Origin of the sequence: Nitrospirillum amazonense (assembly GCF_007828045.1) — a bacterium.
Taxonomy (GTDB): domain Bacteria; phylum Pseudomonadota; class Alphaproteobacteria; order Azospirillales; family Azospirillaceae; genus Nitrospirillum; species Nitrospirillum amazonense_C.
This window is the reverse complement of the sequence record NZ_VITN01000004.1, coordinates 295404-321324: the sequence shown is the minus strand read 5'-3', so window position 1 is coordinate 321324 and position 25921 is coordinate 295404. Positions and strand designations below refer to the sequence as shown.

The following is a 25921-nucleotide window of genomic DNA, read 5'->3' as shown; positions in this document are numbered from 1 at the left end:
AGCCCGTGAAGAGGGGCCGTCATCACTCGCAGCGCGGCAGCGGAACGGTGACGGCGGCCCCGGTGTAGACGATGGTCTTGGCGTCCGCCGCCCCCGTCGCGGCACCACAGACGACGCGGAAGCTCATGGACGGCGCCATGCCCGGGAAGGCGCCGTCCCGCGCCTGGATCGTCAGGCGGCGCTGCGTGTCCGACCAGGCCATGGCAATGACCGCGCGCTTGCCGGCCTGGTAGCCATAGCCGTCGCCCTCGTCGTCATACAGTTCGTACGCGGCGTCACGGCCGGGGTAGACGCGCAGCTCCAGCGGTTCGTCGCTGGGGGCGTCGGCATAGGCCTTGACGGGGCCCAGCGGCACGATGCTGCCCGCGCGGACGAACAGCGGCAGCGTCGCCAGGTCCGCCTTCGCGTCCACCCACCGGCCGCCGGCCTGGGCGGCGCCCGTCCAGAAGTCGAACCACCGGCCGCCGCCCGGCAGGTAGACGCGGCGCGTCGTGGCCCCCGCCTGCAGCACGGGCGACACCAGGAACGCCTTGCCGAACATGTACTGGTCGGTGACGCGCAGGGCATCGGCATCGTCGGGGAAGTCGAAGGCCAACGCCCGCATCATCGTCCCGCGATGGCTCAGCACGTCCCAGGACAGGGAATAGATATAGGGCAGCAGGCGATAGCGCAGCCTGACGTCGTCGATCAGGATCTTCTGGATCGCCGGGTCGAAATTCCAGATCTCCTTGCCCTGCCCCGCCCCATGGATGCGGAACATGGGATTGAAGACGCCGAACTGGTGCCAGCGCACGAACAGCTCGGCATAGGCCTGGTCCTTCGCCGGGTCCGGGCTGAAGAACCCGCCGATGTCCGCCGACCAGTAGGGCTCACCGCTCAACGAGAAATTGAGCGCCGCCGGGATCTGCTTGGCCAGCGTCTCCCAACTGGCGTGGGTGTCCCCCGACCAGGTGATGACACCGTTGCGCTGCTGGCCGGCATAGGCGGAGCGGGACAGGATGAACACCCGCTTGTCCGGCTGATCCCGCCGCATGCCGTCATGGACGCCCCCGGTGTGCATCAGGGGGAAGCTGTTGTTGACGACGATGCCGGGGCCGGCGGCGGTCAGCTGCTCCCGCATCTCGCCGGTCTGGCCGCCCAGCTCGGCCTCGTCCCCATCAAGCCACCAGCCGTCGAAGCCCAGGACGCCCAGGTTCCGCATGACCTGCGACCAGTAAATCTCCCGGCCCTTGGGGTTCCAGGCGTCGTACCAGCGGCCGACGCCGGCCGGGTAGACGTTGTTGAAGGTGTCCGGGAAGGCCGCGCCCGCCTGGTCCAGTTCCGCGAGGTTGGCGGTGCCGAGGTCGAAGCGCGGCCACACCGAGATGATGGTGTGGACGTGCAGGTCATGGATCGCCCCGACCATGGACTTGGGGTCGGGATAGCGCGACGCCTCGAACCGGTGGCTGCCCCACTGGCCGGGCGCCCAATACTGCCAATCCTGCACCACGGCATCGATGGGCACACCCATGTCCCGGTACCGGCGTGGGATGGCGACCAGTTCATCCTGGGTGCTGTAGTGCTCCTTGGATTGCCACATGCCCCAGGTCCAGCGGGCCATCAGGGGCACGTCCCCGGTCAGCGCGCGATAGCCCGCGACCACGTCGTCCAGCTTGGGACCCAGGATGAAGTGGTAGTCGATGCCGGGGCCCGCCTCGGACCGGATGCCCAGCGGCGCCTTGCCGGTGGCGACATCGACATCGGTGACGGAGGCGTTATTCCACAGCAGGCCGAAGCCCGTGGGCGACACCAGCATGGGAATGCCCACGTCGGTATTGGCCTGCTGCAGGTGGATGGTGTGGCCGCTGTAGTCCAGCAGCCCGTTCTGGTGCTGCCCCAGCCCATAAACCGGCGTCGCGGTCTTGAACCATTGGGTGGCCCCCACCCCGGCGTCACGATCCCCTTCCTCCAGGATCACATGGTCCTTGGCATCCAGGAAGGTCACGGCCGCCGTCCGCTTGGCGACGCGGACATGCAACCGCGTGGTGGTCAGCACATAGGCATCGGGCGTCTCATTCACATGGAAGGCGACGTCACCGGGGTGGGCCCCCGGGTGGCCGATGACAGCCGGATTGGATGATGCCGTCCTGCCAGGGTTCGAGGGTGAGGACGCCGCGCTCGGTGCGCAAGGCCAGCGCGCCGGTATCGTCCAGCTTCCGCACCACGGTATCGGCCCGGGCCGCCGAGGTGAGCGCCAGCGCCATGCCGATGGCCGGCAGGAAACGCCTGGACATGAAATCCTTCAATGGTGAGCGCATGGCCATCCCTGTCGTTGTTTGTTCATGGAGGTGTCGCGTCCGCGTCCCCTGAAAAGCGGGGTCACAGGGGCCGTGGGGCCAGCCCCATGACCGGGCCGTCATAGGACAGCTCGACAATGGCGACGCCGTTCCGCGACGCCCCCGGGGGAATGCGGATGTCGGTGCCGCCCTTCCCCTTGCTCACCGTCACGCTGTCACCCGTCCCGACCAACCGCGCCCGCAGCAGCGCCGGCCCGCCGGGGAACGCCGGGACCGTGATGGTCGTGGGAAGGCGGTCGCCTTCCCCGCCCAGCAGATGCAGGAACACGGTGCTGGCCACGCGGGTGGACCCCAGGGTCGCCGTCGGCAGGAAGGGCCCGCCCCGCGTCCCGTATATGGCCCGGCCATATTTTCGCAGCCAGCCGCCCAGTTCCCCCAGGCGGGCGATCTGGTCCGGGGGGATGTGCCCATCCGGCGCCGGGCCGACGTTCACCAGAAGGTTGCCGTCACGGGTCGCGGTCTGGACCAGCAAGCGAACCAGGTCATCAAGCGACCGCGGCGTCGCCCCCGGCTGGTATCCCCAGGTACCGGCCAGGGTGATGCACAACTCCCAGGGTTGGACATCGTCGAAGCCCCCCAGGTTGGCCGCGTTTTCACGGGTTCGCCAATCGCCGGGAACCGATGTGCGGTCATTGACCAGGATGTCCGGCTGCAACTGGTGCAAACGTTGGTCGACCTCCGCGTCCCGCCAGGAAAATCGCCCCGCATAGGGCTTGCCCCGGTCGCGTGAGGCCCATTTGGCGCCGTCGAACTCCAGGCCGCCGAAGCCCAGCCATTGCTCGCCGCCGCCGTCGTACCAAAGCAGGTCTATCTTGCCGTAGTCCGTCGCCAGCTGCTCAACCTCGCGGTGATACTGGTCGCGCATCGCCTCCGCCGAATCCAGGTACAGGTCCGGCATGAAGTATCCCGGGAACCGCCAGTCCAACGGTGAATAATACAGCCCGACACGCAGCCCTTCGCGGCGGGCCGCGTCCGTGTAGTTTCTGACGACGTCCTGCCCGTTGTTGCGGGTGGCGACGTTGAAATCATTGGCCCGCGAGGCGAAGATAGAGAAGCCGTCGTGGTGGCGGGCCGTCAGAACCATGTACTTCATGCCCGACTGCCGCGCGACCTTCGCCCATTCGGCAGGGGCCCCGGGATCGGGATGAAAGCCCTCCGCCAGCTTCGCGTAGTCGTTCCTGGGAATATGCTCGCTGAACATGGCCCATTCGCCATGACCCAGCACCGAATAGACGCCGAAGTGGATGAACAGGCCCAGGCGGGCCTGCCGCCACCATGCCACGCGCTGGTCCGCGACGGGCCCGACGTGCACGTCGGACAGGCCGAAGGGCGGCGGCGGCAAGGTCACATCGGCGGCGGTCCCAGCGCCGGCAGCGGCACCGGCAGCGGCCCCAGCAGCGGCCAGGATGCCGCCGCAGAACAAGGACACCGCCAGAAAGCGTCGAACGCGCATGACCACCCCTGTTCCCGCCGCCTCAAGGGGCGACGGCGTTCAATGTGACGCGCTGCGGCGGCAGGCCGGGAAGGGCGACATCCACGGTGATGGCGCCGGCCTGGGTCCCGGCCCGCACCGCCGCGACCACCCGCCCGTGGAAGGTGCGCCGCTCGTCCGCCTGGAAGCTGCCGGCGTCCTGCGGGTCGCCATTGCCCAAACCGGCCAGCGCGCCGGCGCCCGCGACCCGCACGGTCACCAGGCGGTCGGCATCCCGCGCATAGACGGGCGTCCCATCGGCATCGGCCAGTTCCACCGTCAGATAGGCCAAATCCGCGCCATTGGCCCGCACCATCGACCGGTCCAGCGACAGCCGCGCCTGGACGGGCACGCCGGCGGTGCGCAGTTCCCACCGCCCCGCCGGCTGGCCGTCGCGATAGCCCACGGCGACCAGGCGGCCGGGCGCGTAGGGGACCTGGAAGGTCGCCTTGTACTCGCTGTCCACGCCCACCGGACGGCGGCCCAGGCTACGGTCGTTCAGGAACAGCTCCACCTCCGGGAACTCGGAATAGACCACCACCTCCAGCGGCTTGCCCTCCTGCCCCGGCCAGGTCCAGCTGGGATGGACATCATCCAGCGACCAGTCCAGGTGCGGCGGCTGGATGGGGAAGTAATGGCGGTCGGGCAGATCCTCCGTCCCCGGCGGCTGGCGGACGAAGGCGGAAATGGGGTCGATGCCCGTCTTCCACAGCACCTCGCGGTAATACGCCGCCGGCCGCTTGCGACCCGTGGCGTCGATCTCGCCGCAATAGGCCAGGGTCCAGGGATAGGGCGCCAGCTGCTGCCAATCCTGGCTGTAGCCCATCCAGCCGATGCCGGCCTCACCGATGTAATCGACCGCCGTCCAGACGAAATCGCCGATGACCCAGGGCATGGTTTCCACAGGCCGCCAGTACTGGAAGGCGTCCTTGGGCGTGGACTCCGTGGTCAGCATGACCCGGTCGGGGAACTGCGCATGATCCGGGCCGAACAGGTGGGCGCGGTAGTTGTAGCCCGCCACGTCCAGCACGGCGAACTGGCGGGCGTTGTCCGGCCCGTCGATGCTGACCGCCTGGGTCACGGGGCGGGTGGGGTCCAGGCGGCGCACGCGCTCGGCCAGCCGCCGACCCGTTTCCGCCCCCTGCTGGGTCCCCTGCTCCGGTATCTCGTTGCCGATGCTCCAGAACAGCACGCTGGGATGGTTGCGGCCGCTGACCACCAGACTGTCCAGGTCGGCCGCCCAGTCTTGCGCGAAGAAACGGGCGTAGTCCTGGGCGCGCTTGGGCTTGTCCCAGGCGTCGAACGCCTCGTCGATGACCAGCATGCCCAACGCGTCGGCGGCGTCCAGCGTCGCCTGGCTGGCGGGGTTGTGGGCGCTGCGGATGGCGTTGTAGCCGGCTGCCTTCATCAGCGCGACCTTGCGCGCGTCCGCGTCCGGCAGACCGGCGGCGCCGATCATGTAATTGTCGTGGTGGATGTTGCCGCCCTTCAGCACCACCTTCCGCCCGTTGATGCGCAGGCCCTGGCGCGCGTCGACGGTGATGGTGCGGATGCCGAAGCGGGTACGCCGCTCATCCTTCAGCGCGCCGCCCACGCGCACCTGCAGCACCAGGGTGTAGAGATTGGGCGCGTCGGGGGACCACAGCGCCGGCCGGTCCACCACCAGCGGCTGGTCCAGATCCGCGTGGGCCTTGGCCGCCACCGGCAGCGTCCGCCGCGCCTGGGCGACCACGGTGCCGTCGGCCGCCACCACCTGGGACAGCAGCTCGACCGTCGCCGCGCGGGCCGACCGGTTCACCACCGCCGACCGCACCGCCACCTCCCCCCGCTCCGCCGTCGCCATCGGCGTGGTGATGGCCGTGCCCTCCGGATCGAGGTGGACGGGGTCCAGGATGTCCAGGCTGACCGGGCGGATCAGGCCAGTGCCGGCGTACCAGCGCGACGACGGGTCGGGATGGTTGACCCGCACGGCGATGACATTGTCGCCGGGGCGTACCTTGCCCGTCAGGTCCAGGCTGAAGGCGGTGTAGCCATAGCGATGCCGCGCCACCGGCTGGCCATTCAGCCAGATGTCGGCATCCATGTAGACCGCCTCGAACGTCAGGCGGACGACACGGGCCGCCTGCGCCGCGTCCAGCACCAGATGCCGGCGATACCAGGCCTGCCCCCCCGGCAGGTAACCGGAATCCTGCCCGGCGACCGCCTGCGCGTCGAAGGGCGGCGTGCCATCGGCATGGTCGTCGATGGAAGCGTCATGGGGAACGGTGACCGGCCGCCAGTCCTTATCATCGAAGGCCACGGCCTCGGCCCCGGTGGCCTCACCCCGGTGGACCCGCCAGCCGGATACCAGGGGCAATTGTTCCGCCCCCGCGCCGGTGGACAGGACGGCGAGAAGCGCCGTCAGCGCCAGGACGCGGCCGCAGCTTCGTGGCATCACGCTGTTCTCCCCGGGCCCGCCTCCCGTATCACAACGGGCCCTTGTTTATTCTGGCGCCATCGCGCGGCCGCCGCCGCGGGTGATAGCGCTAACATCCGCGCCCATTTGTATGAGTAATCAGCTTAATGTCAACAGGGCACGGTTTGACGGGGGCGAGCCGGCACGGCGCCCCGCCGGCGCCGGTCACGGCAGGAAGGCCTCGTTGTCCCGCATCTGCCTCAGCATGTCCTTGCCGGCGTCGTTCACCACCTGCCCGAAGGTGCCGTACATCATGTCCAGGCTGGCGCGGGCGATAGGGCCGCCGGGGTCGGTCTTCTCCGGCGGTATCCAGGGGTATTCCCCGCCATCTTCCTCCCCCGTCTCCGGATTAACCAGGGACACCAGATGCCGGGTTTCGACATAGCCATGGTCGGCCATGTCCTTGGTCTGGGCCAGGAGGTACAGGGTGGGGCCATTCAGGCCGCCGCTGGGAAAGCTGGACATGAAGCGCTGACGGTCCACCGCCTGCGTGCCATCCGCGCTCAATTTCCCATACAGCGCATCGGCATCGGCCTTGGCGCCCTGGCCGCTGCCGACAGCGGCCTCCACCTCCACGGCACTCAGGACGCCATCCTTGTCGGTATCGCTGACCTCGAAAATCTGGTTCAGCGCCGATTGCCGGGCGGCGGTGTCGTCGCCGGGCGGCCCCGGATGGTTGATACCGACCGAGACCCCACAATTGACGACAGGCATCATTTTCATCGTTCCCCTCCCGCAAATCTATCGGCGAGTGATGAACGACAAACATGCAGCTTTTAAGCCAAAGCCAAGCCCCCGATTCCCGGGGCCTCCCCAGCCGGCGACACCGGGAAGAACGGGTATCGCCGGTCAAAAGCTGCCGGGTCGGACGGCGAAAGCTGCCTCACGCCACGAAGGCGTTGTCGACGCCGGCCCAGCCGGGCAGGCCCTCGGCCACCACCAGATGGTCACGCACCTCCCGCACGCCGGGGCCGTTCTCCGCCACCACGCGGAACGCCTGGGCCACCCGGGCGTCGTAGACGGCGCCGGTCAGGGTGACGATGCCATTCTCCACGGCCACGTCCACACGGCTGTCGGCCCACCAGCGCTTGTCAGCCAGTTCCATCAGCAGGCGGTAGCGGATCTCCGCGTCCAGCAACGGCGGTTCCTCCCCCTGAGGGGTGGCCAGGTCGAAGGTGTGCAGCAGGGCCCGCACCACGTCGGCGCGGCTGATGACACCGGCCAGGTGGCCGTGGGCCAGCACCGGCAGGCGCTTCACCTTGCGGCCATCCATCAGGGTGACGGCGGTGGCGATATCGTCGTCCACGTCCACGGTCAGGACGTCGCGGGTCATCACCTCCTCCACCCGGCGGCCGTGCATCTTGCTGTACTGGTCCGCCTGATCGCCCGGGGTGGTGAACATGCGCTGCCACCAGCGGTCGTGGACCTCGGTCCCCGTTTCGGCCCGGCGCATCAGGTCGCCCTCGGTCAGGACGCCGACGACGCGGCAGCCGCCACCGTCGGCGGCAACGTCGTCCTCCACCACGGGCAAGCCGCTGATGCGGTTGCGCACCATTAGGCGCAGGGCGTCAACCAGGGGCGTGTCCGGGCGAACGGTCAGGACGCCGGGCGTCATGATCTGGCGGACGGCGGTGGGCTTGAAAATCTCTAGGGTCGGGGCGGGCGCGGCCATGACGGCATCCTCCGGTTGGGATGTCGCCATAGTGGGCTTAAGACCGGGGCGCGTCCTTGATGCGGGTCAATTCGGCGGCCGCATGTGTCCCGGAAAGAACGGTGACCTCAGCAGGCGGCGCCGGCATCCAGGATGGGCGCGACCAGGGCGTGCAGGGAAACGGCGTCCGGTGCCGCGCGCAGGGTGGCGGCCAGGCCGGGGGTGCGCAGGGCGCGGCTGATGCGGGCCAGGGCCTGCAGATGGGCGTTGCCGCAATGGACGGGGGTCAGCAGGCCGAAGACCAAGTCCACGGGCGCGCCGTCGATGGCCTCGAACTCCACCGGTTTGGCCAGGCGGACGAAGGCGCCGATGGGGCGGGTGATACTACTGAAGCGGGCGTGCGGGATGGCGATGCCGGCGCCCACGCCGGTGGAGCCCAGCGCCTCACGGGCGCGCAGGTCGTCCAGGACGGCGCCCACGTCCAGCGCGCCGGCGGCGGCGATGCGCAGGGCGATTTCCTTCAGGACGGCGTCCTTGGAGGCCACCGTGAGGCCCAGCCCGACGGAGGACGGCGCCAGGGAGGAACCGGCGCCGGCGGGGGCGGATGACGGATCGGATGAGATCGACGCCATGACGTCAGCGACCTTGGGAGCGGCGAAGGCCCATCGGGACGCCACGCTGGAGCGGAGCATGAAAACAACCGTACTGGTGACCGATGGCCGTCAAATAAGCGATCTCGGGGCCTTTGGGAAGCCCCAACTGCGACAGCATAACGCGCCTGCCCGCAGGGTATGGATGCCCGTCCATGATTCGTTTCCTTAAGATCCCTATTGAATCAAAGGGATTCGTCACTAATGACCAGGCGGTAGCCGATGCCGGGTTCCGTCTGAATGATTCCCGGTGCGTTGGGGTCGCTTTCAATCTTCTGGCGCAACATGCGGATATAGACCCGCAAGTACTGTACCTCGTCTTCCTTGGCGGGGCCCCAGACTTCCTTGAGGATTTGCCGGTGGGTCAGAATCTTGCCGGCGTGCGCCGCCAGGAAACGCAGCAGGTCGAACTCCGTGGGCGACAGGTGCAGCTTTTCCTCACCCCGCGTGACCTGCCGGTTGATGAGGTCGATGGCCAGCCCGCCGGCGTTCACCACCGACCGGCCGCCCTGCTGCTGCACGGCGTGGCGCAGGGCCGCCCGGATGCGGGCCATCAGCTCCGCCGTGCCGAAGGGCTTGGTGACGTAGTCATCGGCCCCCAGGTCCAGCGCCGCCACCTTGTCCTCCTCCTGGTCGCGGCTGGACAGGATGATGATGGGCGTGGGGCGCTCGGCCTTCAGCTTGCCCACCAGGTCCAGGCCGTCGCCATCGGGCAATCCGAGATCCAGCAGGATGAGGTCCACGCCCGGCAGGCGGGCCTGCACCAGCCCCTCCTGCGCCGTCGCCGCTTCCACCAAGGTCCAGCCCTGGGGCGCCAGCACGGCGCGCAGCAGGCGGCGGATGGCCACCTCGTCCTCGATCACCAGGATGCGATGGGGTTTGCTCATGATCTCAACTCTATTCCAACATCCAGGCATCAAGCGCGTCATCGGTGGGCAGCGTCAATTCGAACACGGCGCCGGTCTTGTCCGTGCGGTTGGCGGCCTTGATGGTGCCGCCCAGGGCCGTCATGAAGCCGCGGCAGATGGCCAGCCCCAGGCCGGTGCCGGCCTGGCGGTGGTCCCGCGCCTCCACCCGGTAGAACTTGTCGAAGATACGCTCCAGGCTGTCGGGCGGAATGCCCACGCCCTCATCCATCACGCGGATGACGACATGGTTGTGCCGCCGCGCCGCCGACACCGCCACCCGCGCCTCGGGCCCGGAATACTTGGCGGCGTTGTCCAGCAGGTTGAACAGCACCTGTTCCAGCAGCAGGTAATCGGTACGCACCAGCGGCAGGTCGGCCGCCAGGTCCAGGTCCAGCGGACGGCCGGCCAGGACGGGCTTGGCCCGCTGGGTGGCGGTGTGCACCACGTCCACCAGGTCCGTCGGCTCGCGGCGGATATCCAGCCCGGCCTCCAGCCGCGTCATGTCCAGCAGGTTGCGCACGAAGCGGCCCATGCGCTCCGCCTCCACCAGCAGGTCGCCGGTCAGCTGGGCGCGGGTGGCGGGCTCCAGCCCCTCGCCCCCAGACGCCAAGGAGTCCGCCTTCAGGGTGGTGGCGGTGCCGATGATGGCGGCCAGCGGCGTGCGCAAATCGTGCGACAGCGAGGTCAGCATGGCGGAGCGCAGGCGTTCCGTCTCCCCCTCCAGCCGGGCCTTGTCGATGTCCTGCACGAGCTTCACCCGCTCGATGGCCACGGCCGCCTGGTCCATGATGGCGTCCAGCAGGCGGCGCTGGTCCGGTGTCAGGATGGGGCCGGGGTCGTCGGTATCCACGCCCACCACCGCCACCACGCCGCGTTCCGTGCGAACCGGCAGGAACAGGCGCTGGGTGCCCGGCAGCGTCGGGGCGCCGCGCCCCGCCGGCTTGGCGTTGTCATAGGCCCAACGCGCGGCGGCCAGATCCATCTCGCCCACCTGGTCTTCCGGCGGATAGCCCGCCCGCACCTCCAGCGCGCCATGGTCGTCGGGCATCAGCAGCACGACGCGCACCTTCAGCAGCAGTGCCACCTGGTGGGTGGTGGCCCACAGCAAATCCTCCATCTCGCCGATGCCGGCCAGCTTGCGCGCAAAAGAAAACATCTGGGCCGTGATGCGGGCGCGGTTGGCGGCGATGGTCGCCTGTTCCCTCACCCGCGCCGTCAGGCGGCTGGTGAAGACGGCGACGATGGTGAAGAACACCAGCGCCACCACGTTGGACGGGTCGCGGATGGTGAAGGTGTACAGCGGGGGCAGGAAGAAGAAGTTGTAGGCCAGCACGCTGAGGCAGGAGGCGAACAGCGAGGGGCCGTAGCCGTGCAGGATGGCGCTGGCCAGGACGGCCGCGATGTAGACGAGCGACAGGTTGCGCACGTCCATGGTGTTGCCCAGCAGGCTACCCATCACGGTGGCCAGGCCCACCATCAGCGTCGCCACGCCGTAGGGCTGCCACGCCAGGCCGCTGGATTCCGGGCGGGTGCGCACCATCTTGGGCGGGATCTCATCCGCCTCCACCGCATCACCGGCGATGACGTGGACGGAGATGGTGCCGGCCTTGCGCACCAGCTCGTGCACCACCGAGCCGTGCACGATCTCGAACCAGCGCGGCCGTTCGGACTTGCCGATGATGATGTGGGTGAAGTTGTTGGCGCGGGCGTAGCCCAGCACGTCGGCAGCGATGGTGCGGCCGGGCACGGTGATGGCCTCGCCCCCCAGCTGCTCCGCCAGGCGCAGCGTGTCGGCGATGCGGTCGCGCGCCGCCTCCGTCAGGCGCTGGGTGCGCGCGGTTTCCACATACAGGGCGGTGAAGCGGGTCTTCAGCCGGTCGGCCAGGCGCTTGGCATAGCGCACCAGGCCGCCGGCGGTCTTGTCCTCCGACACGCAGACCAGCACGCGGTCGCCCGCCGCCCAGGGGCCCTGGATGGCGTGGCGCTGCATGTAGGACAGCATCTGGTCGTCCACCCGCTGAGCCGTCCGCCGCAGCGCCAGTTCGCGCAGGGCCGTCAGGTTGCCGGGGGAGAAATAGTGTTTCAGCGCCCGCTGCGCCTGCTCGCGGATATAGACCTTGCCCTCGTTCAGGCGCTTGATCAGGTCCTGCGGCGGCAGGTCGATGACCTCGATCTCGTCCGCCATCTCCAGCACGCTATCCGGCACCGTCTCGCGCACGCGGATGCGGGTGATCTGCGCCACCACGTCGTTCAGGCTTTCCACGTGCTGGATGTTCAGCGTGGTCAGCACGTCGATGCCGGCGGCCAGCAGCTCCTCCACATCGGAATAGCGCTTGGCGTGGCGGCTGCCCGCCGCGTTGGTGTGGGCCAGCTCATCCACCAGGGCCAGGCGGGGACGGCGGCGCAGCAGGGCGTCGATGTCCATCTCCTCCAGGGTGCGGCCCTTGTATTCCAGCACCCGGCGGGGCACGACCTCCAGCCCGGCCAGCATAGCCTCCGTCTCGCGCCGGCCGTGGGTTTCCACCACGCCCACCACCACGTCCACGCCTTCCGCCTTCAGCTGCCGTGCCGTTTCCAGCATCTGATAGGTTTTGCCCACACCCGGGGCGGCACCCAGGTAGATGCGCAGCTTGCCCCGGCGCTCCTGCATGGCCTGGCTCAGCAGGGCATCCGGCGATGGGCGGTTGGTGTGGTCGTGGCTCACAGCAGTCTTTCAGAGGCGGTACAAACGGCAAAGGCCGCCGCCCGGGATCCCTGGCGACAATAGCGCCAACGATCCAGGAACGGCGAGCCTTTAACCTTTCAGGACAAGAACTTACTCACGGATGCGCCGCGTCCAGGGCGCGGTTCAGCGCCAGGACGTTCACGTGCGGCTCCCCGATCAGGCCCAACAGGCGGCCTTCGACGTGGGCGTCCACCAAGGCGCGCACGGCGGCCTCGGTCATCCCCCGGGCCTTGGCCACGCGCGCCACCTGGTAATAGGCGCCGGCGGGCGAGATGTCGGGGTCCAGGCCGCTGGCCGAGGCCGTGACCAGATCCACCGGCACCGGATGATCCTTGGTGGCGCCGTACTTCTCCGCGTCGCCGGCGATGCGGTCCACCAGGGCCTTGGAGGTGGGACCCAAGTTGGAGCCCATGGAGTTGGCGGCGTTGTAGGGGGCGGCCACCGTCTTGGTGCTGTCGTTGGGGTCGGTGTCGGTGGTCACCGACGGGCGGCCCCAGAAATACTTCTCCGACGTGAAGTTCTGGCCGATCAGGGTGGACCCGACGACCGTGCCGTCCTTGGCGGTGATCAGGCTGCCGTTGGCCTGGCTGGGGAAGAGGACGCGGGCGATGCCGGTCATGCCCAGGGGATAGATCAGGCCGCAGACGATGGTGAAAAAGACGGCCAGCGAAAGGGCCGGGCGGATTTGCTTGAGCATGGCTGCTGGGCCTCCTTTAGGCCAGGCCGACGGCGGTCACGACCATGTCGATGGCCTTGATGCCGATGAAGGGGATGATGATGCCGCCCAGGCCGTAGACCAGCATGTTGCGCGACAACAGGCTGGCGGCCGGCAGGGCGCGGTAGCGCACGCCCTTCAGGGCCAGCGGGATCAGCGCGATGATGACCAGGGCGTTGAAGATGATGGCCGACAGGATGGCCGACTGCGGTGTGGCCAGGTGCATGATGTTCAGCGCGTTCAGCGCCGGGTACAGCCCCGCGAACATCGCCGGGATGATGGCGAAGTACTTGGCCACGTCGTTGGCGATGGAGAAGGTCGTCAATGCGCCGCGGGTCATCAGCAGCTGCTTGCCGATGCCCACGATCTCGATCAGCTTCGTGGGATCGCTGTCCAGGTCCACCATGTTGCCGGCCTCGCGGGCGGCCTGGGTGCCGGTGTTCATGGCCACACCCACGTCCGCCTGGGCCAGGGCCGGGGCGTCGTTGGTGCCGTCGCCGCACATGGCGACCAGGCGGCCCTCTGCCTGTTCCTTGCGGATCAGGGCCAGCTTGTCCTCCGGCGTGGCCTGGGCCAGGAAGTCGTCCACCCCCGCCTCGGCCGCGATGGCGGCGGCGGTCAGCGGGTTGTCGCCCGTGATCATCACCGTGCGGATGCCCATGCGGCGCAGCTCGGCGAAGCGGTCGCGGATGCCGCCCTTGACGATGTCCTTCAGGTAGATGACGCCCAGCACCCGGTCGTTGCGCACCACGGCCAGCGGCGTGCCGCCGGCCTTGGCGATGCGCTCGGTGATGGCCTCCAGCTCCGGATGGCGCACCGGCTGGCTGCCGCGCAGGGCCGCCACGTGGCGCAGCACGGCGTCCACGGCACCCTTGCGGATCTGCACCCCGCCGTCCAGATCCACGCCGCTCATGCGTGTCTGGGCGGCGAAGGGGACGAAGCGGGCGTTCAGGGCCCCCATGTCCTTGCCGCGCAGGCCGTACTTCTCCTTGGCCAGCACGACGATGGAACGGCCCTCCGGCGTCTCGTCGCTCAAGGACGACAGCTGCGCGGCCTCCGCCAGTTCCTTGTCGGTGACGCCCGAGACGAGGATGAACTCCGCCGCGTGGCGGTTGCCCAGGGTGATGGTGCCGGTCTTGTCCAGCAGCAGGGTATCGACGTCGCCCGCCGCCTCCACCGCGCGGCCGGACATGGCCAGCACGTTGAAGCGCACCAGGCGGTCCATGCCGGCGATGCCGATGGCGGACAACAGCGCGCCGATGGTGGTGGGGATCAGGGTGACGAACAGCGCCACCAGCACCACCACCGACACCGTGCCGCCGGCATAGGCCGCGAAGCCCGGGATGGTGACGACCGCCAGGATGAAGATCAGGCTCATGCCCACCAGCAGGATGTTGAGCGCGATCTCGTTGGGGGTCTTCTGCCGCTCCGCCCCCTCGACCAGCGCGATCATGCGGTCGAGGAAGGTGGAGCCTTGCGCCGCCGTGATGCGGACGATGATGCGGTCCGACAGCACGCGGGTGCCGCCGGTGACGGCCGAGCGGTCGCCGCCGCTCTCCCGGATGACGGGCGCGGATTCACCGGTGATGGCGGACTCGTCCACCGTGGCGATGCCGTCGACGATCTCACCATCGCTGGGGATGATGTCGCCGGCATCGACCACCACGTGGTCGCCCACCTTCAGGTCGGCGGCCCCCACCGTCTGAAAGCTGGTGACGGCCGCCCCCTTGGCGACCATGGGGCCGGTCAGGCGCTTGGCCACCGTCTCGGTGCGGGTCTTGCGCAGGCTGTCGGCCTGGGCCTTGCCCCGGCCCTCGGCCACCGCCTCGGCGAAGTTGGCGAACAGCACCGTGAACCACAGCCACAGCACGATCTGGAAGGAGAAGCCGGTGCCCTGGGCGCCGGTGGCCAGGTCGCGCGCCAGCAGCACGGTGGTCAGCAGCGCCACCGCCGCCACCAGGAACATGACGGGATTACGCACCAGGGTGGCGGGGTTCAGCTTGGTGAAGCTGGCCGTGACCGCCGGGCCCAGGATAGCCGGATCCAGCAGCGCGGACTTGGTGCCCCGGCGGGTCGGTGCGTCCGGCTGCTGGGGGGCCGCCGGCTGCTGCCCCGGGTGGAACATGGAAGGGGATGACATCTCGAAATCTCCGAAGAACGGATGACGCCAATGCAAGGCTTCTACCCGGGGGTCAGTAGGTGGTGCCGGCCATCATCTGCAGGTGCTCGACCACCGGCCCCAGCGCCACGGCGGGGAAGTAGGTCAGGCCGCCCACGATCAGGATCACGCCCACCAGCAGGCTGACGAACAGCGGGCCGGTGGTGGGGAAGGTGCCGGCGGAGGCGGGCACGGACTTCTTCGCCGCCAGGGCGCCGGCGATGGCCAGGGCCGGGATGATGATGAAGAAGCGGCCCACGAACATGGTCACGCCCAGGGTCACGTTGTACCAAAGGGTGTTGGCCGACAGGCCGCCGAAGGCGCTGCCGTTGTTCGCCGCACCGGAGGAGTAGGCGTAGAAGATTTCCGAGAAGCCGTGCGGGCCGTTGTTGGCGATACCGGCGACACCCACCGGAATGGCGGAGGAAATGGCGCTGAACACCAGGATGACCAGCGGCATGGCCAGGATGGCCAGCACCGTCATCTTCACCTCCTTGGCCTCCAGCTTCTTGCCGATGTACTCGGGCGTGCGGCCCACCATCAGGCCGGCCACGAACATGGCGATGATGGCCATCAGCAGGATGCCGTAGAGGCCGGCGCCCACGCCGCCGACGATGACCTCGCCCAGCAGCATGTTGACCATGGGCACCATGCCGCCCAGGGGCATGAAGCTGTCGTGCCAGCCGTTGATGGCGCCGCAGGAGGCGTCGGTGGTGATGGTGGCGAACAGGGCGGTGTTGGCGATGCCGAAGCGCACCTCCTTGCCCTCCATGTTGCCGCCCGGCGACAAGGCGCTGACCGTCTGGTCCACCGGCAGGCCGGCGAACAGCGGGTTGGCCTGGGACTCGGCCCAGTAGCAGACGCCGACGCCGACGATGAACATGGCGCCCATGGCGGCCAGGATGGCCCATCCCTGGCGCTCGTTGCCCACCATGCGGCCGAAGACGTTGGTGAGGCCGGCGCCGATGGCGAAGATGCTCAGCATCTGCACCAGGTTGACCAGCGCGTTGGGGTTCTCGAACGGGTGGGAGGAGTTGGCGTTGAAGAAGCCGCCGCCGTTAGTGCCCAGCATCTTCACGGCCAGCTGCGAGGCCACGGGGCCCTGCGCGATGATCTGCTTGGCCCCTTCCAGCGTGGTCGCCTCGGTATAGGCGGCCAGGTTCTGGGGCACGCCCTGCCAGACGTAGAACAGGGTCAGGACGACGCAGGCGGGCAGCAGCACGTAGAGGGTCGCCCGGGTCAGGTCTACCCAGAAGTTGCCGATGGTGCGGGCGCCGCGCCGGCTGAAGCCGCGCACCAGCGCCAGCGCCAGCACGATGCCCGTGGCGGCGGACATGAAGTTCTGCACCGTCAGGCCCGCCATCTGCACCAGGTAGCCCATGGTGGTCTCACCGCCATAGGACTGCCAGTTGGTGTTGGTGACGAAGCTGATGGCGGTGTTGAAGGACAGGTCCGGCGCCACCGCCGCCTGGCCCTGCGGGTTGAAGGGCAGCAGGGCCTGGAAGCGCATCAGCGCGTACAGCAGCAGGGCGCCCACCAGGTTGAACAGCATCATGGCGACGGCATAGGTCAGCCAGTGCTGCTCCGCCGTCGCATCGACACCGCAGACGCGGTAGATGGCGCGCTCGATGGGGCCGAAGACGCGGCCGAGCAGGGTGTTCTCACCACTGAAGACACGGGTCATGAAGCCGCCCAGGGGCCGCGTCAGGACCAGGATGATCGCCGCGAACAGCGCGATCTGTAGAATGCCGTTGAACGTCACGGGTAAGGTCTCCGCATACGCGAGGCCGCGCTCAGAAGCGCTCGGGCCGGATCAGGACGTAGACGAGGTAGATGGTCAGGCCGACCGAAACGGCCGCGCCCAGGATCAGGTCGAACATGGTGGTCACAGCCTTTCGCAGGCGTAGGCGTAGGCCACGCCCAGGCCGAAAAGCCCCACCATCAGGGCGAGCAGGATGACGTCGAGCATGCGGATGTTCCTCACGAACGAAACCCGGAAGGCCCTCGACGGGGCGCTTCCGGGCAGGATGGGTCGATGCTGAGGAGACAGCCGATGGCCATCAAAATTCGATGGCAAAGCCGGGGGCTGGAAATAAAAGGATTTTAACGGCGGGCGGGGCGGGCGGCGTGGACCAATAGAAAAAACTGCCATTTCTTCAATAGGTTGGCCGCCTATTTCGGTTGGGTATGCGGAACATCCGGCATGGAGGCGAATAAAGGGCGGGGGAACGGAGCCCCGCAATCCCTTTGGCAATTTCAGGCAAACGGCGGATAAGATCTCCCTGGAAACGGGAGCGACGCCCCAGCGCTGCGGAAAAGAACATATGACGACACGCCTTCGCTGGCTGGCCGCTTTGATCGCCTTGACGATGGCTGGCGGCGCCCAGGCCGCCGATGCCCCGCCCGCCGCCAGCGCACCCGCCGGCACCCCCGCGGCCAGGGCCGACCGCCTGGCCCAGGCCGATGCCGCCCGCCAGCGGCAGACGCCCGCCGATATGAAGGCGGCGCGGGCCCTGGCGGCGCAGGGCGACCGGGCCTATCGCCGGGGCGAGTATGGCAAAGCCTACGCCGCCTACAGCAGCGCCTATCCCAACAGCCCCTTGGCCTACGCCTATGTCATGGCCAGCGATGCCCATTGGCGCGCCGTGGTGCAGGCCCACGCGGCGGCGCGCAAGAAGGGCGGCAAGCGCTGCGACCCGGTGGGCAGCGACCGCCTGGCCGGCGACCTGGCGCAAAGCCTGGAGCAGGAGTTGGACTTCGGCCTGGCCCTGGCCGACCACGACAAGGACCGCGCCTTCCTGGACTCGCCCCTGGCCATCCGCGCCGGCGGCATCGCCACCTGCCTGCGCGACCTGACCCAGCGCCTGCGCGCCGGCGCCCCCCGCTGCGACGACACGCGCGCCATCGAGCATTGCCTGGGCGATCCGCTGCCGGTGGGCGGTGGGTAAAGTCGGCGGCTGGCGGGCGCGCGGCTGAAGGGCACGCGGCTGAAGGGCCCGTTGACGCGCTGGGGCCCCTGCCCTATCGTCCAGGCGTGCGGTCGCCAAGCCGCCACCGGACCCGCGGGAAGGGCTGAGCCCACTGGCCATATCCCACGCGGTCGCACCCGACCTTTGTGCAGCCGGATTTGCGGGTCGTCGGCGCCTCATGCACGGAGGTTCGCTCATGGCAAAACCGCTTCCCGACCATCCCCATATCGATCAGCTGAAACGCCAGGCCAAGGAACTGCTGGCGTCGTACCGGCGCGGCGACGCCGACGCCCTCGGCCGCTTCCGGGCCGGCCTGCCGGCGGCCCATGGCAAGGACGACGCGGCCCTGGCGGCGCTGGCCCTGCGCCTGCACGACGCCCAGTCCTGCGTGGCGCGCGAATATGGCTTCCCCTCCTGGGCCGAGCTGGACGCCTTCGTCGCCAGCCGGCGAGCCAATTCGTCCGACAGGGCGGAGGCCCGGCTGGAATGGCTGCGCCTGGTGTATCCCGGCGACATCAGCGGCAGCATGCGCCGCCCGCGCCCGGCCGCCGCCCTGCGCCTGCTGGCGGAGAACCCGGACCTGGCGGCAGGCGCCCCCATCCTGGCCTGCGCCATCGGCGACGTGGGCCGCGTGCGCCAAGCCATCGTCCAGGACCCCACGTGGGTCAACCATGCCGACGGCCCGCTGCAACTGCCGCCCCTGGTGGCGGTCACCCACTCCAGCCTGGCGCGGGTGCCGGAGGTCGCCGGGCGCCTCCACGCCTGCGCCCGGGCCTTGCTGGAGGCGGGCGCCGATCCCAACCAGGCGGTGGGCAACCGCTGGCCGCCCGCCAGCGTGGCCCAGCCGTCGGCGACGGAACGGCTGTCGGCCCTTTACGGCGCCGCCGGCCAGAATCATGACCCGATCCTCACCGCCCTGCTGCTGAACGCCGGGGCCAACCCCAATGACGGGGAGTCCCTCTATCACGCCCTGGAAAGCCCGGCCTGCGTCGAATTGCTGCTGAAGGCCGGCGCCGTGGTCGCGGGCACCAACGTCCTGTACCGGGCGTTGGACCTGGATAACCTGGCGGTGCTTCGGCTGCTGCTGGCCCATGGCGGCGACGCCAATGAACCGGCGCGCAACCGTCCCATCTCTGATTGGGGATCGCCGCTGCTGTGGGCCATCTACCGGCGCCGCTCCGCCGCACACATCGCGGCCTTGCTGGCGGCGGGCGCCGACCCGGCTGCCCGCCTGCCGGACGGCACCAGCGCCTACACCGTCGCCTTGCGCTTCGGCCTCACGGAGGTGGCGGACGTGCTGCGCCAGGCCGGCGGAGGTGCTGCGCTGTCGCTGGAGGACCGGTTCGTCGCCGCCTGTGCCGCCGGGGATGAAGCGGCGGCGCGCGCAATCCAGGCCCAGCGGCCCGACCTGCCCGCCAGCCTGTCGGACCGGCAGCGGCGCCTGCTGCCGGAACTGGCGGCGCAGGGGGGCTGCGACGGCGCCATCGCCGTCATGGTCCGCCTGGGGTGGCCCCTGGCCGTCCAGGCGGGGGACTGGAACGCCACCGCCCTGAACCACGCCGTATTCCGGGGCGACGCCGCCCTCACCCGCTTCCTGCTGGACCACGGCGCCCGCTGGACGGAGCAGCACGGCTACGGCGACGACGTCAGCGGCACCCTGTCCTGGGCGACACTCAACCAGCCGGAGGACAGCGGGGATTGGGTGGCCTGCGCCCAGGCCCTGCTGGCCCACGGCATGCCCGTGGCCCAGGCCCCGGCGGACGGCCAGGGCGGCGTCGTGATCGACGGCCACAGGAAGTGGTTTTCGGAGGAGGTGACGGAAGTCCTGCTGGCCGCCATCACCTGAAAAGGAAAGAAAGGGCCGGCGCGCATCGTGCCGGCCCTCGTCAAGGTGGGGATCGCCCGGACGCCCAACAGGCATCAGGGCGATCCCGCCTCCGCCACCTGTTGCGGCGCCGCATCGCACGCGCGGTTGGCGGGGCAGACGGCGCCGGTGGGGCGGATGTTGACCACGGCCGTGCCGGTGCGGTCCAAGCCCAGCACCCGGGCGGCCGCGGCCGACAGGTCCAGCACCCGGCCCTTCACGAAGGGCCCCCGGTCGTTCACCCGCACCTGCACCACCTGGCCATGGGCCGACACCTCGATCACCGTGCCCAAGGGCAAGGTGCGGTGGGCGGCGGTCAGGCCCTCGGGGTCGTAGGCCTCGCCGCTGGCGGTGCGGTGGCCCGCATGCTCCCGCCCATACCAGCTGGCCTTGCCAACCTGGCCGCCGACCGGGGCATGGTCATCCGCCGCCACGGTGTTTCCAAGGGCCAGGGCCGGCGCAAGCGCCAGCCCGGCGCCCAAGGCCAGGCAACCCCATCGCAGCGTCCTCATGGGACCCTCGCCGTCGTTGTTGGAATGTGTCGGGACTTAGCCGCCGAAGGGGATCAGCATGTCCAGGCCGAAGGTGGTCTGCCCCTGATCGCCGGCAAAGGGCCGGGCATTGCCCAACGACCGGTCGTAGCGCACCTCTGGCCGCAGGGCGAAGCCGTCCGGCAGCGCATCCCAGCCCAGGGCCGACGCCGGCTTCCATGTCACGCCCGCGGTCAGTGCCATATAGGTCGCCCCCTGGCCGGCCGACAGCACCGGCGCGCGCGTGGGCTGCCCCGCCTCCGCCAGGACATAGTCCTGGTTGCCCTGATAGGCCGAGACGTAGAAGCCCTGGACATCGCGGAACAGCTCGGTCCGCAGGGTCAGCGACACGGCGTCGCTGTACTTCCAGGTGGCATATTGGGCGGCGCCGAACGCCTCAGCCTTCACCAGGTCGTCGCGGACGTAGTTCAGCTCGGTGATCAAGGTCAGCGCGTCGCTGGCCTTCACCGTCAGCACGGCGTCGTTGATCCAGCGCGCCTCGTCATTGGCACGGGCCAAACCCAGCGGGGCTTTGGTGCTGGCGTTCTCCGGCCCGACATGGGTCAGGGCCACCAGGGTGACGGTGCTGTCAGCATTGGCATAGCCGAAGCCGAAGATGCCGGACCAGGCGTCGTTGTTGTCGCCGTCGCGCCCCAGGCTGGTGTTCACGCCGCTGTCGACGCCGCCATAGAGGTCGATGCCGCCGGACAGGTGCAGGGTGGCCAGCGCGCCGGTGTGCTTGAACGGCAGGCCGAAGTTGAAGATGTAGCTATGGCTGTACAGCGGGTTGCTGGACGCCACGATGGTCTCGGCGCCCAGGGGCGAGGCGTATTGCCCCACCTTCAGGTCCAGGCTGCCGCCGGCGATGTCGGGCACGTGAAAGGCCACGTTGGCCTCCACGATGTCCAGCTGCGTGCGCTCGCCGATGGTGCGGTCCAGTTCACCCAGGAAGTGGGTGTAGCGGGCGTCGGTGCCGTACATGCCCTGCAGCTTGAAGCCCCAGCCGAAATCGTCACCGTCCTGTGCGTTTTGAGGGGCCGCGTCCTTGGCGATGGTGGCCACGGCCTGGTTCAGCACCAGCTGGTCCGTGCGGTCGGTGAACAGGTGGCCGTAGTTGGGCCCGCGGTCCAGGCCATGGTCCGCTGCCGTAATGCCGGCCTCCACCAAACCGCTGACGGTGATGCCGGCAGGCGCCGCAGGGGGCGCGGCGGCATCCTCATCCGCGCGGGCGGCGCCGGCCCCCAGCATCAGGGCGCAGGCGGCCGTGGCCGAGGCGATGCGCAGCGTGGTGCGGCGGCGGGGAATGGTGGACTGGATGGAATGCGACATGGGAAGGCATCTCTTGATCTTCTTGGCCGGCGGGGTGCCGGCTTGGACGCCAAGAGACGTCAACACCGCCTTAAAGTTCGATGCGAAAGCCGGCGGCCGAAAATCAAAAAGCCTTTATTCAAGTCGTCACCGGGGCGCGCCCCGGCGACGGTCCCCTCGGGCTAACGGTTAGTGACGCCTACCCCCATTGTTGAACAATGTAACCCGCGTCATCTGTCACCCTTGGCAAACGCCTACCGCTTGTGAAAGCATAGCGCCGACTAACCCCGCCTCGGCATGAAGGCGGGCGCATAATGGGAGGAGACCAGCGCATGACCATGCTGTGGGAAAAGTCCTATCCGCCGGGCATCGAGTGGAACAGCGAACCGCCCCTGCCCACCCTGGTGGAGGATTTGGACCACGCCGTCGCCACCTGGCCCACCAACCCCTTCCTGATCTGCATGGGCCAGACCGTGGATTTCGCCACCTTCGGCGCGCTGTGCGCCCGCGTGGCGGCCAACCTGGCCAGGCTGGGCGTGGGCCCGGGCGTGCATGTCGGCCTGCATCTGCCCAACACCCCCCATTTCGTGCTGGCTTTCTATGCCGTGCTGAAGGCCGGCGGGGTGGTCGTGCCGCTGAGCCCCCTGGATGCGGAGCGGGAACTGACGCACAAGCAGGCCAAGGCCGACATCCGCCTGGTCATCAGCTTCGCCGGACTGGCGGACAAGCTGCCCCTGGCCGAGGGCGTGCGCCTGGTGGTGGCCGGCCCCACCGACTTCGCCGGCCAGGGACTGCCGGCGGGGGCCCTGCCCGCCGGCGCCTTGCCCTACACCGCCCTGCTGGCCCCCACGGAACCGCCGGCTGACGGCTGGCCCAAACGCGCGCTGGACGACCTGGCTTCGCTGCAGTTCTCCGGCGGCACCACCGGCCTGCCCAAGCCCGCCATGCTGACCCACCAGAACCTCAGCGCCTCGGCCGGGGCCTATGACGTGTTCAGCCGTTTCATGGGCCTGACGCCGGGCCAGGAACGCATGATGGTGGTGCTGCCCCTGTTCCACATCTACGCACTGGACACGCTGATGGTGCGGGCCATGCGCAACGGTTATTGCATGATCCTGCACCCCCGCTGGGACACCGACGCCGTGCTGGACAGCATTCGCGACCACCGGCCGACCCTGTTCGCCGGCGTGCCCACCATGCACCGGGCCATCGCTTCCAGCCCCCGGGTGAAGGACATCGACTTCAGCAGCCTGAAGTTCGTGGGCAGCGGCGGCGCACCCCTGCCCGTGGAACTGGCCCATGAGTTCGAGGCCGCGACCGGCAAGCCCGTGCTGGAAGGCTGGGGCATGAGCGAGACCAGCCCCGCCGGCACCATCACCCCGCCGCACATGAGGAAGGTGGGCTCCGCAGGCATCCCCATGCCCGGCATCACCATCGAAATCCGCGACCTGACCGACCCGCACAAGGCCCTGGGCGCGAACGAAAAGGGGGAGATCTGCATCAAGGGCCGTAACGTCACCCGGGGCTATTACAAGCAGCCGGAGGAGACGCGCGACGCCTTCATCGACGGCCTGTTCCGCACCGGCGACATCGGCTACCTGGACGATGACGGCTTCATGTTCATCGTCGATCGGCGCAAGGACATGATCCTGTCCGGCGGCTACAACGTCTATCCCCGCATGGTGGAGGAAGCAATCTACGAGCACCCCGCCGTGGCGGAGGTGATCGTCATCGGCATCCCCGACAGCTATCGCGGCGAAAGCGCCAAGGCCTTCGTCACCCTGCGCCCGGGCGCCGCCGCCTTCAGCCTTGAGGAGTTGCGCACCTTCCTGGCGGACAAGCTGGGCCGGCATGAACTGCCGGCGGCGCTGGAATTCCGCGATGTGCTGCCCAAGACCGCCGTGGGCAAGCTGTGGAAGCAGCCCCTGGTGGCGGAGGAGCGCGCCAAGGCCGCCCAGGCCACGGAAAGGACGGCGCCGGCGGCGGAATGAGTCCGCCTAATGACCTGAGATGCGACGGCGCCCCGGTGAAACCGGTGGCGCCGTCGCCGTCTTCGCGGGTATCTCCTGAAGCGCGTCCGCCCCGTATTCCCAAGGAACCTTGATGAGCACTCCGGCCACGAACACCCCGGCCACGAACACCCTGGAAAGCCGCGCCGACTATCGCCACTTCCAGCCCATCACCACCCGCTGGGCCGACAACGACGCCTATGGCCACGTCAACAATGTGGTCTACTACAGCTATTTCGATACGGCGGTGAACCAGCACATGATCGAGAAGGGCGTGCTGGCGCCGGACAAGGGTAGCGCCATCGCCCTGGTGGTGGAGACACAGTGCCGCTATTTCGCGCCCATCACCTTCCCCGACCGGGTGACGGTGGGGGTGCGGGTGGCGCACATGGGGCGCAGCAGCGTGCGCTATGAACTGGCGCTGTTCCGCAATGACGAGGACGCGCCGGCCGCCGCCGGGCACTACGTCCATGTCTATGTCGATAACACCACCCGCCGCCCCACCCCAATACCCGAGGACGTGGCCGCCGTGCTGCGCACCATGGTGGTGGCGCCGGCGGAAAAGGCTTAAGGCGCGGGGTTGGCCCGGGCCGCCAGTGTCCGGGCGCGGCGGCCGGCCAGGCCGGTGCTGAGGGCGAAGCCCAGGCCGGTCACGGCCAGCACCAGGTCGATCATCAGGGCCGCCACCGGCAAGCCCGTGCCATGGCCAGCGGCGTGGGCACCGGCCAGTAGTACCAGGGCGGCCCCCAGGAGCAGGCGCAAGGTCCGCGACGCCCGCTCACCCGTGGGCGCCGCCAAGCTGAACAGCGGCAGGGCCGCGACCAGCCCCCAGAAGCTCCAGAGATAGACCGCCTCCCGCGCCAGGCCCGGCACCAGGGTGAAGGCGGCGGAGACGGTCGCCGCCAGCGGCACGCCCCAGGTCACGCCGGCCCAGGCCCGCTCCAGCCGGGGCAACGGCCGGCCCCGGTCGCGCCGCCGGGCCAGGAAAATGGAAAAGCCCGTGGCGGTGACAATGCTGAGCGCCAGGCCCAGCACGCCATAGACCAGCCGCACCGCCAGGCCGCCGTAGGTGGCGCAATGCAGGGCCAGCGAGGCGCCGTACACGCGCATGCCCACGGGCCCGTCCAGGAAGCCCAGCGGCGCCAGCAGCTTGCCCCCGCCATCGAAATAGTTGCGGTCGCCCTGGGTCAACCCGTCGTGGCGGGTCATGTCCAACAGGATGCGCTGCCCCTTGGTGCCCGGCCGCTCGACATAATAGAAGCGGGAGACGCGCGCCGCCCCGGGAGTGGGGTCGGCCACCTGGGCCTGCAGCCACGCGAGGGGCGGCAAGGGCCGCGGGGTGGCGTCGGCCGCGACCTGCACCCCGCTCAAGGGGGCATAGGCGCGGGCCAGGTTGCCCTTGTAGCCCACCTGGGCCACGGTCAGGACCATCAGGCTGGCCAGCGCGAACAGCGCGCCGGTGACGGTGATGGCGATATGGAAGGGCAGCCCCCAGACGCTGAGCCGGTTGTGCAGGTCGGCCAGGCCCAGGCGCCGCGCGCCGGTCAGCCGCAGGGCGAAGGCGTCGCGGAAGATGCGCGGATGGGCCAGGATGCCGGAGAACAGCAGCGACAGCAGCGCGATGCCGACGGTGCCCACGGCCAGGCCCGCCCACACCCCCGGCAGGCTCAGTTCCATGTGGACCTCGCCGATGAAGTCGGTCCAGGCGTCGGATGGCGTGTCGGCCAGCACGCCGTCGGCGCCGGCCCGCCAGGTGACAGCACCAGCCAGCGTATAGGCGCGCACCGCCAGGTGGGGCCAGTCCGGCCGGGGCAGCAGGCCGTACAGGCCGGTCACCTTCTCCACCCCGCCGGCCTGATCGGCCGCGCGCGCCAGGCCGGTGGCCAGGGCCTGGTCCACGACCTCCGGCGCCAGGGCGGCGGTCTCCGGCGTGCCGGCCCATTCCCAGCGGCTGAGGTCGTCGGCGAAGACGGCGACGGCCCCGCTGAGGCAAACGATGTAGATCAGCGCGCCCAGCCCCAGCCCCAGAGCAGAATGCCCGGCCAGGGAGGACTGGACGATGCCGCCCTGGGCGCGGCCCCGGGCGTGGGAAGTGGCGCCAGGCTTGGCCGTGGCGGCGGTGGGGTCGGCCTTGCGGCGGGCCAGGGCGCGGGCGGCGATGCGCTTCAGCAT

20 protein-coding genes are annotated in these 25921 nt (G+C 69.3%); 4 read left to right on the top strand and 16 right to left on the bottom strand.

The features are described from left to right. Window positions 1-22: 22 nt before the first annotated feature. The 13 genes from FBZ89_RS09100 to kdpF all read right to left on the bottom strand — a co-directional run bounded on the left by FBZ89_RS09100 (window position 23) and on the right by kdpF (window position 16949). Window positions 23-2059 (bottom strand): glycoside hydrolase family 31 protein, encoded by a 2037-nt coding sequence (locus FBZ89_RS09100; protein WP_246172102.1) that lies wholly within the window; start codon window positions 2057-2059, stop codon window positions 23-25. 13 nt (window positions 2060-2072) lie between these two features. Next, on the bottom strand, window positions 2073-2273 hold the full coding sequence (locus FBZ89_RS31480) for a hypothetical protein (RefSeq protein WP_246172101.1): 201 nt from the start codon (window positions 2271-2273) through the stop codon (window positions 2073-2075). A gap of 85 nt (window positions 2274-2358) precedes the next feature. Further along, window positions 2359-3789: an alpha-L-fucosidase gene (locus FBZ89_RS09095; protein WP_145749683.1), complete on the bottom strand. Its 1431-nt coding sequence runs from the start codon at window positions 3787-3789 to the stop codon at window positions 2359-2361. Window positions 3790-3811: 22 nt separating this feature from the next. Further along, on the bottom strand, window positions 3812-6241 hold the full coding sequence (locus FBZ89_RS09090; RefSeq protein ID WP_145749682.1) for a glycoside hydrolase family 2 TIM barrel-domain containing protein: 2430 nt from the start codon (window positions 6239-6241) through the stop codon (window positions 3812-3814). Window positions 6242-6427: 186 nt separating this feature from the next. Next, complete coding sequence (locus FBZ89_RS09085; RefSeq protein WP_145749681.1) at window positions 6428-6985, bottom strand: hypothetical protein; 558 nt, start codon at window positions 6983-6985, stop codon at window positions 6428-6430. A 160-nt stretch (window positions 6986-7145) separates the two neighbouring features. Further along, entirely contained in the window at window positions 7146-7934 is a 789-nt protein-coding gene (locus FBZ89_RS09080; RefSeq protein WP_186457264.1) for a CBS domain-containing protein, read from the bottom strand. Between the two features lie 107 nt (window positions 7935-8041). Then, window positions 8042-8605 (bottom strand): PTS sugar transporter subunit IIA, encoded by a 564-nt coding sequence (locus FBZ89_RS09075; RefSeq protein ID WP_211115161.1) that lies wholly within the window; start codon window positions 8603-8605, stop codon window positions 8042-8044. A 143-nt stretch (window positions 8606-8748) separates the two neighbouring features. Further along, on the bottom strand, window positions 8749-9450 hold the full coding sequence (locus FBZ89_RS09070) for a response regulator (protein WP_145615619.1): 702 nt from the start codon (window positions 9448-9450) through the stop codon (window positions 8749-8751). Window positions 9451-9460: 10 nt separating this feature from the next. Beyond that, the gene (locus FBZ89_RS09065) at window positions 9461-12175 is read right to left on the bottom strand and encodes a sensor histidine kinase (protein WP_145749679.1); all 2715 of its coding nucleotides are present in this window, start codon (window positions 12173-12175) and stop codon (window positions 9461-9463) included. A gap of 115 nt (window positions 12176-12290) precedes the next feature. Beyond that, complete coding sequence (gene kdpC / locus FBZ89_RS09060) at window positions 12291-12893, bottom strand: potassium-transporting ATPase subunit KdpC (RefSeq protein ID WP_145749678.1); 603 nt, start codon at window positions 12891-12893, stop codon at window positions 12291-12293. Between the two features lie 16 nt (window positions 12894-12909). After that, window positions 12910-15051, bottom strand: a complete 2142-nt coding sequence (kdpB, locus tag FBZ89_RS09055) for a potassium-transporting ATPase subunit KdpB (protein ID WP_246172100.1) — start codon at window positions 15049-15051, stop codon at window positions 12910-12912. A gap of 52 nt (window positions 15052-15103) precedes the next feature. Continuing rightward, complete coding sequence (gene kdpA, locus FBZ89_RS09050; RefSeq protein WP_145749677.1) at window positions 15104-16831, bottom strand: potassium-transporting ATPase subunit KdpA; 1728 nt, start codon at window positions 16829-16831, stop codon at window positions 15104-15106. A gap of 31 nt (window positions 16832-16862) precedes the next feature. Next, window positions 16863-16949 (bottom strand): K(+)-transporting ATPase subunit F, encoded by an 87-nt coding sequence (kdpF, locus tag FBZ89_RS09045; RefSeq protein WP_145749801.1) that lies wholly within the window; start codon window positions 16947-16949, stop codon window positions 16863-16865. Between the two features lie 444 nt (window positions 16950-17393). On the opposite strand from kdpF, the gene FBZ89_RS09040 reads away from it, so the two are divergent. Both FBZ89_RS09040 and FBZ89_RS09035 read left to right on the top strand, forming a co-directional pair. Then, window positions 17394-18017: a hypothetical protein gene (locus FBZ89_RS09040; protein ID WP_145749676.1), complete on the top strand. Its 624-nt coding sequence runs from the start codon at window positions 17394-17396 to the stop codon at window positions 18015-18017. 217 nt (window positions 18018-18234) lie between these two features. Further along, window positions 18235-19884, top strand: coding sequence for an ankyrin repeat domain-containing protein (locus FBZ89_RS09035; RefSeq protein ID WP_145749675.1), 1650 nt, complete (start codon window positions 18235-18237; stop codon window positions 19882-19884). Between the two features lie 74 nt (window positions 19885-19958). Here the strand turns inward: FBZ89_RS09035 and FBZ89_RS09030 are convergent, their stop codons facing one another. Together FBZ89_RS09030 and FBZ89_RS09025 are read right to left on the bottom strand one after the other, a co-directional pair. Next, window positions 19959-20414, bottom strand: coding sequence for a septal ring lytic transglycosylase RlpA family protein (locus FBZ89_RS09030; RefSeq protein ID WP_145749674.1), 456 nt, complete (start codon window positions 20412-20414; stop codon window positions 19959-19961). Between the two features lie 36 nt (window positions 20415-20450). Further along, a complete protein-coding gene (locus FBZ89_RS09025) occupies window positions 20451-21761 on the bottom strand; it encodes an outer membrane beta-barrel protein (protein WP_145749673.1) in 1311 nt (436 codons plus the stop codon). 311 nt (window positions 21762-22072) lie between these two features. Between FBZ89_RS09025 and FBZ89_RS09020 the strand changes: the two genes are divergently transcribed. Both FBZ89_RS09020 and FBZ89_RS09015 read left to right on the top strand, forming a co-directional pair. Beyond that, the gene (locus FBZ89_RS09020; RefSeq protein ID WP_145749672.1) at window positions 22073-23731 is read left to right on the top strand and encodes an AMP-binding protein; all 1659 of its coding nucleotides are present in this window, start codon (window positions 22073-22075) and stop codon (window positions 23729-23731) included. Between the two features lie 112 nt (window positions 23732-23843). Continuing rightward, window positions 23844-24320, top strand: a complete 477-nt coding sequence (locus tag FBZ89_RS09015) for an acyl-CoA thioesterase (protein ID WP_145749671.1) — start codon at window positions 23844-23846, stop codon at window positions 24318-24320. Here FBZ89_RS09015 and FBZ89_RS09010 read toward each other — a convergent pair. Then, window positions 24317-25921 carry a PepSY-associated TM helix domain-containing protein gene (locus FBZ89_RS09010; RefSeq protein ID WP_145749670.1) on the bottom strand — a complete coding sequence of 535 codons (1605 nt, stop codon included), beginning with the start codon at window positions 25919-25921 and terminating at the stop codon, window positions 24317-24319. The two genes, FBZ89_RS09015 and FBZ89_RS09010, sit on opposite strands and share 4 nt — an antisense overlap.